Origin of the sequence: Curtobacterium sp. PhB137 (assembly GCF_003814955.1) — a bacterium.
Taxonomy (GTDB): domain Bacteria; phylum Actinomycetota; class Actinomycetes; order Actinomycetales; family Microbacteriaceae; genus Curtobacterium.
The window spans coordinates 177971-190252 of record NZ_RKQO01000006.1 but is presented as its reverse complement, the minus strand read 5'-3'; the positions used below and the strand labels follow the sequence as shown (position 1 = coordinate 190252).

Annotated in this window: 13 protein-coding genes; 5 read left to right on the top strand and 8 right to left on the bottom strand. The window is 72.3% G+C overall.

Going from position 1 to position 12282, the window contains the following annotated elements; translation table 11 throughout:
- Positions 1-22 precede the first annotated feature (22 nt).
- Both EDF28_RS10575 and EDF28_RS10570 read left to right on the top strand, forming a co-directional pair.
- Positions 23-511 carry a peroxiredoxin gene (locus EDF28_RS10575; RefSeq protein ID WP_111085695.1) on the top strand — a complete coding sequence of 163 codons (489 nt, stop codon included), beginning with the start codon at positions 23-25 and terminating at the stop codon, positions 509-511.
- A gap of 53 nt (positions 512-564) precedes the next feature.
- Positions 565-1491 (top strand): alpha/beta fold hydrolase, encoded by a 927-nt coding sequence (locus EDF28_RS10570; RefSeq protein ID WP_185094210.1) that lies wholly within the window; start codon positions 565-567, stop codon positions 1489-1491.
- A 172-nt stretch (positions 1492-1663) separates the two neighbouring features.
- Here the strand turns inward: EDF28_RS10570 and EDF28_RS10565 are convergent, their stop codons facing one another.
- The 5 genes from EDF28_RS10565 to EDF28_RS10545 all read right to left on the bottom strand — a co-directional run bounded on the left by EDF28_RS10565 (position 1664) and on the right by EDF28_RS10545 (position 6172).
- Positions 1664-3250, bottom strand: coding sequence for an alpha/beta hydrolase (locus tag EDF28_RS10565; RefSeq protein ID WP_123938253.1), 1587 nt, complete (start codon positions 3248-3250; stop codon positions 1664-1666).
- Positions 3247-4194 carry an amino acid--[acyl-carrier-protein] ligase gene (locus EDF28_RS10560; RefSeq protein WP_123938252.1) on the bottom strand — a complete coding sequence of 316 codons (948 nt, stop codon included), beginning with the start codon at positions 4192-4194 and terminating at the stop codon, positions 3247-3249. Before EDF28_RS10560 ends, EDF28_RS10565 begins: the two co-directional genes overlap by 4 nt.
- Entirely contained in the window at positions 4191-5366 is a 1176-nt protein-coding gene (locus EDF28_RS10555) for an acyl-CoA dehydrogenase family protein (protein ID WP_221182558.1), read from the bottom strand. Before EDF28_RS10555 ends, EDF28_RS10560 begins: the two co-directional genes overlap by 4 nt.
- Positions 5363-5671 carry an acyl carrier protein gene (locus EDF28_RS10550; protein ID WP_123292585.1) on the bottom strand — a complete coding sequence of 103 codons (309 nt, stop codon included), beginning with the start codon at positions 5669-5671 and terminating at the stop codon, positions 5363-5365. Before EDF28_RS10550 ends, EDF28_RS10555 begins: the two co-directional genes overlap by 4 nt.
- Positions 5672-5794: 123 nt before the next feature.
- Positions 5795-6172, bottom strand: coding sequence for a holo-ACP synthase (locus tag EDF28_RS10545; protein ID WP_123938251.1), 378 nt, complete (start codon positions 6170-6172; stop codon positions 5795-5797).
- Positions 6173-6275: 103 nt separating this feature from the next.
- Between EDF28_RS10545 and EDF28_RS10540 the strand changes: the two genes are divergently transcribed.
- Positions 6276-7313, top strand: a complete 1038-nt coding sequence (locus tag EDF28_RS10540) for a hypothetical protein (protein WP_123938250.1) — start codon at positions 6276-6278, stop codon at positions 7311-7313.
- Positions 7310-8893, top strand: coding sequence for a phenylacetate--CoA ligase family protein (locus tag EDF28_RS10535; RefSeq protein ID WP_260154859.1), 1584 nt, complete (start codon positions 7310-7312; stop codon positions 8891-8893). Before EDF28_RS10540 ends, EDF28_RS10535 begins: the two co-directional genes overlap by 4 nt.
- A 19-nt stretch (positions 8894-8912) precedes the next feature.
- On the opposite strand, the gene EDF28_RS10530 is transcribed toward EDF28_RS10535, so the two are convergent.
- Genes EDF28_RS10530 through EDF28_RS10520 form a run of 3 tightly spaced genes read right to left on the bottom strand, consistent with a single transcriptional unit; the run spans position 8913 to position 11029 of the window.
- Positions 8913-9464, bottom strand: coding sequence for a hypothetical protein (locus EDF28_RS10530; protein WP_123938249.1), 552 nt, complete (start codon positions 9462-9464; stop codon positions 8913-8915).
- Complete coding sequence (locus EDF28_RS10525; protein ID WP_123938248.1) at positions 9461-10441, bottom strand: aldo/keto reductase; 981 nt, start codon at positions 10439-10441, stop codon at positions 9461-9463. The genes EDF28_RS10530 and EDF28_RS10525 overlap by 4 nt, the downstream gene beginning before the upstream one ends.
- A gap of 60 nt (positions 10442-10501) precedes the next feature.
- Entirely contained in the window at positions 10502-11029 is a 528-nt protein-coding gene (locus EDF28_RS10520) for a hypothetical protein (RefSeq protein ID WP_123938247.1), read from the bottom strand.
- A gap of 142 nt (positions 11030-11171) precedes the next feature.
- Here EDF28_RS10520 and EDF28_RS10515 point away from each other — a divergent pair, with 142 nt between their 5' ends.
- Positions 11172-12188, top strand: a complete 1017-nt coding sequence (locus EDF28_RS10515; RefSeq protein ID WP_123938246.1) for a hypothetical protein — start codon at positions 11172-11174, stop codon at positions 12186-12188.
- The last annotated feature ends 94 nt before the right edge of the window (positions 12189-12282 follow it).

The window sequence follows — 12282 nt, the reverse complement described above, 5'->3', positions numbered from 1 at the left end:
CGAGGAAGAAGCACACGTCCCGATGGCTCTCGAGATCGGCTCTCTCGCGCCGGACTTCGAGCTCCCGAACCAGTTCGGTGAGCACGTCCGACTCAGCGACTTCCGCGGCAACCGCCCGGTCGCACTCGTCTTCTTCCCGCTCGCGTTCTCGTCGAACTGCACGAACGAGCTCTGCGCCCTGCAGGACAACGTCGCGATGTTCCAGGACCAGCGCGTCGAGCTGATCGGCATCTCGGTCGACTCCAAGGCGACGCTCCGCTCCTTCGCCGAGCTCAACGGCTACGACTTCGAGCTCCTCGCCGACTTCTGGCCGCACGGCGCGGTCTCGAAGGAGTACGGCGTCTTCCTCGAGCACAAGGGCTTCGCCACCCGCGCGACCTTCGTCATCGACGTGCAGGGCCGGATCAAGGCCTCGATCATCACGGAGCCCGGCCTGCAGCGCGACGTCGCCGAGTACAAGGCCGCGCTAGACCGCCTCGCCGCCTGCACCGCACCCGTCCCGGTCGGCTAGCGTTCCGAATCCCTCCTGCGACGCATCCGCGTCGACAGCGGACAGGAGGCCCGGTGCACGCCATCGACACGGACGCACGTGACCGTGAGGTCACCGCCGAGGCGTACGCCCCCTACGCGGTGTCGCCCACGCCCGCCGCGTGGCACCTCCGGCGCACCGAGGTCCTGACGCCCGCCGGACCCGTCGTGGTGCACCACCGCCCGGGTCCCGACCCGCTCCTGCTGCTGCACGGCGTCGCGGGCTCCTGGTCGACGTGGACCCCGCTGCTGACCGCGGCGCGCGGCGTCGGTGCCCGTGGCCTGGTGCTCGTCGACCTGCCGGGATGGGGATCGTCGCCGGCGCCGAGCGGTGCGTTCGACCTCGACGACGTGACCGTGTCGCTGGTCACGGTGCTGGATGCGCTCGGGATCACGACGGTGGACGTCGTCGGGCACTCGATGGGGGCCTTCGTCGGCATGCACCTGGCGGTCGTCGCACCCCGGCGCGTGCGCTCCGTCGCCCTGGTGTCCGGCACGACCGTCGCGACCGCGGACGCCGCACGGCACCCGCTCCGAGGGCTCCGGACGCTGCCGTCGTTCACCCTGCTGCGTGCTGGCCTGTCGATCACCGGCGAGGCCGCGCGGCCGATGCTCCGGGCGCTGTCCCGCGTCGGGCTGCTGCCGCTGCTCGCCGCACCCGTGTTCACGCACGTGCGACGCCTCGACCGCAGCGTGCTCGACGCCTTCGTCCAGGAACTCCGGCCGACCCGGTTCACCGACGCGGCGCGGACCGCTGCGGGCTACGACCTCGGCCGCTGGCGGGGGATCACCTGCCCGGTCACCGCGATCGCCGGGCGCGACGACGTGTTCGCGCGCGTCTCGGACCTCGAGGCCCTGCGGGAGTTCGTGCCGCAGGTCCGCACGGTGCTGCTCGACGACTGCGGGCACTTCGCGCACGTCGAGCACCCGGACGCCGTGGCCCGGGAGCTCGGGCTCGTCTGACCGCGTCCGGCGCCGATGCGCTCGATCCGGGCGTGCCCCGCGCGACAAAGCGGTTGTCGTACGACGTCGACCATGTCGTCCCCGCGTGGCCGCAACAGTTGCGGTCGCGCGGCTACGACACCCTCGATGTCGTACGACGTCGAGGGTGTCGTTCGGAGTCGGGACGCGAGGGTCAGGCGGGGACGGGGAACGTCGCCGCGACGCGGGAGCGCACCTCGGCGCGCACGGCGCGACGCATCACGGGGGAGAACAGCGAGTGGTCGCCGTCCTCGACCCGCACGATCGACACCGAACCGCGCCGACCGACACCGCCGTAGCGGCGCAGGGCCTTCTGTCCGCCGAGCCGGTCGAACAGCGCGGCGTCGTCCGGGGCGGCGATCACGACGACGTCGGTGCCGTGCTCCACGAGCGGCCGGACGTGCTCGACGACGCCGCCGACGCGGTCCCGCCGCGCGATCCACTCGCGCAGGGCCTTCGGCACGACGGCGTTGTACCGCCGACGGACCCACAGCCGACGTGCCGAGGGAGCGTCGACCGCGCGGACGGCGTCCTCGTAGCTGCCGGGGGCCGCCGGCTGCCGGCGGTAGTCGTTCGGGCTGATCTCGACGACCAAGCGCGGGGCCTCGTCCGCCGACCGACCGGCGAGCCACGCGCCGGCGCACATGCCGACGAGCACCAGGCGGTCCGAAGGGGTACCGAGGTCGGCGACGACGGCGGACTGGTCCTCCACCCACTCCTGGGCGAAGAGGAAGCTGCGTTCGTCCTCGCGCACGCTGGTGCTCTCGCCGGTGGCACGGCGGTCGACCCGGACGACGCGGGCGCCGTCTCGCGCGAGCGCACGGGCGAGGTCGACCTGGTAGTCGGTGGCACCGACCCGGTGTTCGGCGGCGCCGTTGTGCAGGACGACGAGCGGGGCGTCGTGGTGCTGGGCGGACGACACGGTCTCGACGGCGAACAGCGCGTCGGGGCCGAGGCGGACGATGCGCTCCGACACGCGGCCGTCGACGTCCAGGACCTCGTCGAGCACGGGCGGCACCACCTGCGCCGCAGCGGTCGGCGCCCAGGCGTCGAGCCAGGCGACGGCTCGGTCGACCGCGGCTCCGGGGATCCGGGCGTGGATGCTCGTGCCGTCGAGCAACTCGGCGCTGCCGGGCACCTCGACGGTCTCGACGGGTCCGAGGGCCTTCGGCGCGCGGGTCTCGGGCCGCACCAGCGCCACGGTCGGACCGGTGCGCGGCGCGAAGGCGAGGGCGGAGAGCGCCGTCGCCTCGTCGGGTTCGACCTCGATGCCGATCAGGCTCTCGACGCCGTCCACGATCCGCTCGCTGCCGATCGTGATCGTCGCGAGGGCACGTTGCCGACGGAGCCAGCCCCGACCGGACGCCGGGGCGTCCCAGACGAGCAGGGCGTCGGCGTCCTCCGCGGCGGCCGCGGCGACGAGGGCTGCGGAGGCGAGTCCGACGAACGCGACGTGCTGCACTCCCGACGTGTGGAGCACGGCGGCCGCGTGGCGTGCGGACCGGACCTGCGCGTCGGGGTCGGTGTCGGGTGCACCGTCACCACGTCCGGACGGGTCGTAGCGCACCGAGGCGATGCCACGGGCCTCCAGGCGGTCTGCGAGCAGGCGGAGCGTGCGGTACGCGATCACGCCCTCCTGTCCCAGCGGCGGGCAGATGACGACGCCGGCCCGCGCCGCGGGTGGCAGCTGCACGGCGGCCCGGACGGCCGGTGAACCGGACCATCCGTGCAGCGTCGTCACAGCTCGAGTGCCGCGCGGACCGACGCCGGCCAGGCGTCGACGTCCGTGCCGTGTGCGGCGAACAGGGCGATGGTGATGCGCTCCAGGCCGAAGGCGATGCAGGCGCTGTGGGCGACCTCACCGTCGGCGGTGCGGAGGCCGAACGAGGTGCCGAAGTGGTCCTCGTGCAGGTTCGCCGAGCTGATCGCCGTGGTCGGGTGGTCGTCGCCGTAGACCGGCGTGACGAACTCGAACTTGAGCGCCTGCTCGACCTGGTTGCGGGCGAGCATCTGCCCGACGCGGCCGAAGAACGGGTCGTTGGCGGGGACGACGTCGATCTCGAGGCCGAACGACTCGAGCAACTCGCGCATCACCGGGATCCGGCCGTCGCGGTGCTGCTGGGCCGACGCCGGCGTGCCGATGTGCACGAACTCGTGCATGTGGAAGGCCTGCAGGCGCATCGGGTCGAGCGACGGCTCGCGGCGGAAGGAGTCGCCGACGATGTCGAAGAAGCGGCCCTCCTGCGGGATCGTGTCGCCGACCAGGCCGTACACCGGGTGGCAGACCGCGGGGGTGAGCATGAGGTCGGCAGGCTCGAGGAAGCCCTCCCAGCGCTCACCGCGCTCGCGGGCGGCGAGCAGTGCCCGGTGCGTGCGGTCGTCGCCGGTGAAGCCGGAGATCGACGCGGCGAGGTCCGGGAACGACGCGATGTAGTCAGTGCGCTCGAACGCGGCGAGCGGCTCGACCGGCGGGAACCGCAGCACCTCGGCGTCGAGGTCCTGCTGGCTGCGCTCGGCTGCGGCGTCGACGGCCGTGTACACGCGCTCGAACACGCCGGTGCGGCCGTACAGCCCGGGGGAGCCGAGGTCGATGAGCACGCGGTCGGCGAGCAGGCGGGCACGGAGTGCGGCGCGGGCGGCGTCGAGGTCCGGAGCGGTGGTGGTGGTGGGGTCCGTGAGGGTCACAGGATCACTCCCGTCATGAGGGCCAGGTCGGCGTCGTTCTTGAGGAGACGGTCGTTGCTCACCATGACGGCGGCGCCGTGGGCGTCTCGGAGGTGTCGGGCGATGCTCATCGGGCCGGAGGCCGCGTAGCCCGCGATCCCGACGATCCGCATCGCCTTCGTGACGATGTCGGTGACGCGCTCGGACGCCCCGATCTTCAGGGCGTTCGCGGCGAGGGCGTAGGCGCTCGAGGCGAGCACCTCGGGGTCGTCGGCCGCGGCGTCGAACCGCTCGGCGGCGTGCCGGACGGAGTCGGCGAGGGCCTGCAGGTCGACCAGGAGTTCGGCGAGCCGGAGTGCTCCGGGCGGGGTCGTCCCGATCGCGGCGCGGGCCTGCTTGCGGACGGCCGTCCGGGCGCGCTCGCTCGCCGAGGCGGCGATGCCGAGCCACACCGAGGCCCAGAGCACGTGCGAGACCGGCAGGACCGTCTGCGCCGAGATGGCGGCGTAGTCGTCGCGGAACACCCGGTCGACGGTGGTCTCGGTGTCGAGGATCCAGCCGTTGCTGCAGGTCCCGCGCAGCCCCATGGTGTCCCAGGTGGAGGTCTGCGACAGCACCATCGAGTCGGTCCGGCAGATGAGCAGCCGCTGGTCGGAGGCCGGGGCGTCCGGGTCGCGGCGGGCGGTGACGAACACCGCGTCGGCCTCGGTGGCGTACGAGATCACCGGCGCGTCCTTGCGCAGGCGGATCCGGCCGTCGTCGGTGGCCTCGATCGAGCACGTGGAACGGCGGGCGTCGCCGCCGACACCGCGCTCCGTGGTGGCCGAGGCGACGAGTGCGCCGTCGCGGACCGCTGCGATGGTCTCGAGCACGCCGGCACCGTCGCCGCCGTGCCGCCAGAGCGCCATCACCTGGCCCTGGTGCATCGCGAAGACCATCCCGGTGGCGGCACAGGCACGCCCGAGCTCGGTGGCGATCGCGGAGAGCTCGGACACCGAGGCGCCCTCGCCCCCGTGCTCGGCGGGGACGGCAGCGGCGAGCAGACCGTACTCGCGCATCGCAGCGATGGCCTCGCGCGGCGGACGGGCGTCGCGGTCGACCTCGTCCGCGACCTGCGCGGCGACCGCGGCGACGGCGGCGGCACGCTCGGCGAACCGGTCGACGACCGCGGTCGCCGCCATGGTCAGGGTCACGAGGCGAGCTCCGCAGCGGCCACGATCGACTCGACGGTGGCGAAGGTGGACCGGTTCAGGACCGAGTCGGGGAACTCGACGTCGAGCTCGGACTCGACGGCGAGCATGACGTTCACCGTGGCGTGCGACGACAGCCCGAGCGCGTACAGGTCGGCGATCGAGGCGACGTCCTGCGCGTCCACGGTCAGGCGCCCGTGGTCGGCGAGGGCGCGGCGGACGGCCTGCTCGATCGCCGGGTCGGCGAGCGTCGCGGTCGTGGTCGCCGTCGGTGCGGTCGTGCTGGAGAGCTGTGGTTCCTGGTCCATGACGGCAACGATAAGGAAGACCGGGCCTCGGGAAACCGCCGTGCGGGTGCGCGAAACCGCACGGCGTCCGACGCCCCTGTGCGGTGGTACAGGGTGGCGCGGGCGGTGGTGCCGGTGCGCCCGTCAGCGGTCGGACAGCGCGACCGCCGTCGCCACGGCCAGCCCCCGCTCGTGCGCGAGTGACACCGCGATCGGGCCGCACCCGACCGACTCGGCCAGCGCGGCGGCGGCCCCGGTCAGCTCGACCGTCGGCGCCCCGCGGTCGTCGAGGACGATCGCCACGTCGCGCAGCGGGATCGCCTGTTCCGGCGCGGGGCGGAGGAGCTTCACCACCGCTTCCTTGCCCGCGAACCGTGCCGCCAGACGCTCCGGGTCGTCGCCCGCGTCGGTACGCTCCCGCACGGTGAAGAGCCGGTCCAGGTACCGCTCACCGTGGGCGGAGATGCTCGCGACGACGTCCTCGACCGCGGCGAGGTCGGTGCCGGTCCGGATCGTGCCCATGGCAGCAGGCTACGCAGGTCGCGGCGACCCCGCATGCCGGCAGCGGCATGGGCGTCGGAGGGGGTTCGTATGATCGGTGCCAGAGACCACCGAGGGGGAACCGATGGCATCACCGTGGACCGGCATCATCGAGGACGCGCGACACTACCCGTCGCCGCACAACTCGCAACCGATCGTCGTGCGCGTCGAGGACGAACGCACCGCGACCGTGTTCTACGACCTGCGACGGGGGCTGCCGGCGGAGTCCTTCGGCATCCCGTTCGGGCACGTCTGCGCGGGGGTGTTCCTGGCCGGGCTCGAGGTCGTCGCCCGGGCGCACGGCTTCACCGTGCAGGAGCGGCTCGACCACGCCGAGATGGACTTCGGCCGGCTGGACGGCGCGGCCGATGACCGTCTGCACCGCTTGGGCAGCGTGACCTTGCGTCCGCGGGCGGTCACGGCGGACGACCGGGAGGCCCTGGCCCGCTTCCTCGCGCGGCGCACCTCACGCAGGCCCTACGACGCCACCCTGGTGGACGATTCGGCGATCGAGGCCGCGTCCGCCATCGCGTCGGCAGCCGGGCAGCGCTTCCGCACCACGTCTGACCGGCCGACCGTCGACGAGATCGTGCGCGTCAACCAGGAGACGCTGTTCGACGACCTGCAGCACGACGCCGTGCACGACGAGATCCTGCACTGGCTGCGGTTCTCGAAGCGGCAGGCGGCGACGACCGGTGACGGCTTGTCGGCCGAGACGATGCTCATGCCCGGACCGGTGCTCCGGTTCGCGATGGAGCACCGCGGGCTGTGGGAAGCACCCGGAGTCGGCGGGGTCTTCAAGCGCGTGTACCTGTCGACGATGCGCGGGGTCCGGCAGCTCGGCTGGCTCGAAGGGCCGTTCCGCACGCCGGCCGAGTACGTCGAGGCCGGCCGCGTGTTCATGCGGATCTGGCTCGAGTTCACCGCGCGGGGGATCGCCCTGCACCCGTTCGGAACCGTGATCACGAACCCGCGCTCGCACGCCGCCTTCGTCGAACAGGCCGGCGTCGACGAGTCCGACGGCCGGATGGCGTGGATGCTGTTCCGCTTCGGGCACAGCGCGCCACCACCCTTGGCGCACCGCAGACCCGCGGCCGCCATGACGCTCGGGGGTGCACGGTGAAGCGCGCCGCGGTGTTCTCGGTCGTCTGGGTCGTCGAGACCTTCGTGGCGCTGTTCATGCCGCGCGTCGGCACCCACAAGCTCCTGCTCACGCCGGGCATCGAGCCGCTCCGCTGGACCCTCGGACGCTGGCGTGCCTGGCGGACCGTGGAGCGGGCTGCGAAGCGGGTGCCTGCGTACGGGGCCTTCCTGGCGGAGGCGGGGCGGGCCTCCCGTCCGTTCCGTCTCGACACGCGTGGCGGGATCGCCGCAGCGATCTCGGGGCTGCCCGAGATGGACAAGGAGTCGTACGTCAAGCGGTGGAGCATCCCCGAGCGCTGCGTCGACGGACGGCTGCCACGGCGCGGGGTCGTCGTCGACGAGTCGAGCGGGTCGAGCGGCACGCCGACCAGCTGGGTGCGCGGTCCCGACGAACGCCAGGCCACACGGCAACTGCTGCAGCTCGGGTTCTCGCGCACCGCGAAGGACCTGCCGAAGCAGCCGTTCGTGCTCAACGCGTTCTCGCTCGGGGCGTGGGCAACCGGCATGAACGTGACGGCGTCGCTCACCGAGTCGTCGATGATCAAGTCGATCGGGCCCGACCGCGACAAGATCGTGCAGACGATGCGCGAGTTCGGCACCGACTTCACGTACATCATCTGCAGCTACCCGCCGTTCCTGAAGGCGCTGTTCGAGGACGACCGGCTCGACTGGAGCGAGTACACGATCGTCGCGGCGTTCGGTGGCGAGGGCATCAGCGAGAACATGCGAGCCCACATCGAGCAGTACGCGCAGGCCGTCCTCGGGTCGTACGGGGCGAGCGACCTCGAGATCAACCTCGGCATCGAGACGCCGTTCAGCGTGCAGCTGCGTCGGGCGATCGCGGCGTCGCCCGAGCTGTCCGCCGCGCTGACGAAGCAAGCCGAGTACGGCGTGCTGCCGATGGTGTTCCAGTTCAACCCGTTCGGGTACCTGATCGAGACGAACGAACTCGGCGAACTCGTCGTCACGATCACCCGGTCCGAGAACATCAGCCCGCGGATCCGGTACAACATCCACGACCGCGGGCACGTCGTGCGGATGCGTCCACTGCGGCAGACGCTCCGCGCACACGGCTTCGACGAACTCGCCGACGCCGCCGAGCTCGACCTGCCGCTGCTGTTCCACTACGGCCGGTCCGACCTGTCCGTCGACTACAACGGCGCGGTCGTCGCACCCGACGTCGTGCGCGACGTGGTCTACGGCGACCCGGAGCTGCTCGAGGCCGTCGAGAACCACCGGCTCATCAGCTACGAGGACGACCGGGGCGACCGCCAGCTGCACATCGCGTTCCAGCTCGCGGCGGGCGCCGGGTCCTTCGACTCGGACGCGGCGCGCCCCGCGGTCATCGCCGAACTGCGGCAGCTGAACAAGGACTTCTCGAACGCGATCCGCACTGCGCCGCCCGGCACACTGCCGACGGTGGCGTTCTACCCGTACCGGACGGGGCCGTTCCGCGAGGACGGTAAGAAGCTCAAGAACGAGTACGTGTGGCAGTTGCCGGCCGGCTCGGTGGAGCGGTGGGAGCTCGACCTGGCGTGGGTCGCGCCGAAGGAGGCGTGAGCGGGCGGTGCGGTGCTCGCTAGCCGTACTGCGGCGGCCAGTGAAAGGGGGCCGGCAGGCGCGGGACCTCGCCGATCGTCGTGACGATCAGGACGACCTCGCGCCGGTTCGTCAGCTCGATGGAGCGTGGGTTGCCGATCGTCCGGCGCCCGTCCACCCACACCGTGAGCTCACCGCGCAGGCCACCGACGTGTTCCGGACCGAGCGAGACACCCCACTCGTCGAAGAACTGACCGAGCGTGAACGTCTGCTCGGTGGGGGACTCGACGTGCACGATGCCCGAGGTGTCGTGCGTGTGGATCTCGGCGGCGAACTTCCCCCGGTCCGAGTGCCCGATGTTCGCCGGGACCGTCACCGGGGTGTCACCGTCGAGGATCGTCAGGTGGGTGTGGACGTGCTCGGCGAGCCGCTCGCCCCACACGTTCCGGAGGCCCGCAGCGTCGGCACGGGCGGACAGGTCGGTCGGCCGCGGCCACGGCGGAGCGTCGCGCGACGCCCCCGCCCCCGGCGCTGCGCATCCCGACAGCAGCAGGAGTGCGGCCACCGCGACCGCGACGACGCGGGTCCTCACCAGCGGTCGTGGACCGTGGCGCGGAACCACGTGTCGTAGAGGTCGCGCACCGTGGCGTCCAGGCCGTCGATCTCCGGCAGGTCGCCGGCCGCCGCGTTCGACCGGGCCTGCTCCGGGTTGCGGGCTCCGGGGATCGCCGCGGTCACGCCGTCCTGCGCGATGACCCAGGCGAGCGCCGCCTGGGGCACCGAGACGGCGTCCGGCAGCGACGCTGCGAAGGTCTGCGCCGCGCGCACGCCGTCGTCGTAGTCCACACCGCTGAACGTCTCGCCCTGGTCGAAGGCCTCGCCGTGGCGGTTGTAGTTGCGGTGGTCGCCCTCGGCGAACGACGTCTCCGTCGTGTACTTGCCGGACAGCAACCCCGATGCCAACGGGACGCGCGCGAGGATGCCGACCCCTGCCTCCAGGGCTGCCGGCAGCACGCGGTCGAGCGGCTTGAGCCGGAACGCGTTGAGGATGATCTGGACGCTCGCGACGCCGGGCCGGGCGATCGCGGCGAGTGCCTGGTCGGCCGTCTCGACGCTGACGCCGTAGGCGGCGACCGAGCCGTCGGCGACCAGCGCGTCGAGGGCGTCGTACACGGCGTCGTCGCCGATCACGTCGGACGGCGGGCAGTGCAGCTGCACCAGGTCGAGCGTGTCCTGCCGCAGGTTCGTCCGGGAGCGGTCGACCCACTCGCGGAAGTTCGCCGCGACGTAGTTCGCCGGGACTTGCTCGGCACGGCGGCCCATCTTCGTCGTGACCGTCAACGGCACGTCGGGGTTCGATGCGCGCCACGAACCGATGAGCTGCTCGCTGCGACCGTCGCCGTACACGTCGGCGGTGTCGAAGAGCGTGACACCGGAGTCGACCGAGGCGTCCATCACGGCGTTCGCGTCCGCTTCGCTCACCGGACCCCAGTCACCGCCGAACTGCCACGTACCGAGACTGATGGGGGAGACTTCGCGGCCGGTGCGACCGAGGGTGCGACTCTGCATGCCGCCGAGCGTAGTCAGCGGGTTCCGGCGGTCGCTCAGCCAATGGTCCCGCGCGGTCGCTCAGCCGATCGTGGAGACGCCGCGGCGGAGCAGCGCACGGGCCGCTCGAGCGCGGGGGATGACCCACACCGCCGCCCACAGGACCATTCCGGCCCAGAGCAGGATCAACATCGTCGTGATGAGGGCGTCGTGCTGGTCACGCATCGACCACGTCATCGCGATCCACAGCGTGCCGAGGACGACCTTGCCCCAGCCGGCTCCTTCGCGGTCGGCCTGCGCCTGGACGAGCGGGATCCACAGCTCGGCGGGTACTCCGACCGGGATCTGGCCCTCGGCGACCCAGTCGCGGACCAGGACCGAGTTCTCGTACCCGCCCTCGGCGCGCCAGGACCGGAGCTGCAGGTACACGGCGATCGCGGCACCTGCCGCCGCGGACGGGATGCCGACGGAGACCAGGACGGTGGTGGTCGCCTCGGTCCACGACGACAGCACGAGCATGACGAGGACGACCGCGAACGCGGCACCCGTCAGCCCGGAGCCGAGGAGCCGCAGCCGCCCGGATTCGTCGAGGACACCGGCACCGTTCACGAGGGAGAGGGTACCCGCCACCCCCGTGGTTCTCGGGTGCGGGTGCGCCCGAGGTTCCGCGGTGTGCCGCCGAGGTTCCGAAATCTCGGCATCTCGGGCCGCTGTTCGCCCGGGATCGGCACCTCGGTGATCATCGCGCGGCATGTCGTGGAACCTCACCGCGTCCTCCGGGTTCGGACTGGAGGCCCGTCCCACGTCGTTCTCCACAGATGCGTCCGACCGCGGTCGGGCCCGGCGCCTCGTGCGCGATGCTCTCGTCATGGGGAGCCGAGCACGACACGACCACTCGCCGAGGCCGTTCCTGGTGCGGCAGGCCATCGCGGCCGGAGCGAGCCCTGCGTGGCTGACCCGCCGCGACCTCAGGGCTCCGGTCCACGGCGTCCGCGTCCGAGCGGACGTCCCCGTGACGGTCGTGGAAGCGATCGCCGTCGTCCTCCGGAGCGACCAGTTCGTCAGCCACACCACGGCCGCTCGGCTCTGGGGAGCGCCGCTCCCGTCACGGCTCGACGACGAACTCGTGCACGTGACGGCGATCGGGACCGCGCCGATCATGCGCCGCCCCCAGGTCATCCCGCACCGGCTTCGGATCGAGGGCTTCCGGCCGGAACTCGTCCGCGGCATCCCGGTCAGTCCGCCAGCGCGCGCGTGGTTCGAATCCGCGTCAGTGCTGACCGCCGTCGAACTCGTCGTCCTGGGTGACCACCTCGTCGGTCCGAGCGGGCTCGCCACCATCGACGGACTGGCGGCCGCGATCGTTGCCGGGAGTCGCTCGGCACGACGAGCACGAGCCGCACTCGACAGGGTGCGGACCGGAGTCGAGTCGCCCATGGAGACCCGTCTCCGGCTCGGAGTGGTCGATGCGGGGTTCCCGGAACCCGAGGTGAACGTCGACGTCGTGGACGACCACGGTTCCTTCCTCGGCCGAGCAGACCTCGCCTGGCCGACGCTCCGGATCGCCCTCGAGTACGACGGCGATCACCACCGTGACCGCCGGACCTTCCAGCACGATCAGCGACGGTCGAGCGGGTTCGCGGTGAACGGCTGGATCGTCATCCACGCGACAGCTGCCGACACCGGGCGTCCGGCCGTGCTGCTCGAGCGACTCCGACAGGCGTTCGTCCAACGTCAGGTCGAGGGTCGGGCCCGCCGCGCAGCCTGACGAGGCTCCGAAAGCGCCCGATGCCGGGCGGACTCGCTGGGCCGAGGTTCCACGACTCGCCGCCGGTTCATCGCCGAGGTTCCACGGCGGCACG

Bases quoted from the DNA above. Each gene is read 5' to 3' on its own strand.
- EDF28_RS10525 (WP_123938248.1), bottom strand. From the start codon at position 10,441: ATGCAGAGTCGCACCCTCGGTCGCACCGGCCGCGAAGTCTCCCCCATC.
- EDF28_RS10515 (WP_123938246.1), top strand. From the start codon at position 11,172: ATGTCGTGGAACCTCACCGCGTCCTCCGGGTTCGGACTGGAGGCCCGT.
- EDF28_RS10575 (WP_111085695.1), top strand. From the start codon at position 23: ATGGCTCTCGAGATCGGCTCTCTCGCGCCGGACTTCGAGCTCCCGAAC.
- EDF28_RS10545 (WP_123938251.1), bottom strand. From the start codon at position 6,172: ATGGGCACGATCCGGACCGGCACCGACCTCGCCGCGGTCGAGGACGTC.
- EDF28_RS10550 (WP_123292585.1), bottom strand. From the start codon at position 5,671: ATGGACCAGGAACCACAGCTCTCCAGCACGACCGCACCGACGGCGACC.
- EDF28_RS10540 (WP_123938250.1), top strand. From the start codon at position 6,276: ATGGCATCACCGTGGACCGGCATCATCGAGGACGCGCGACACTACCCG.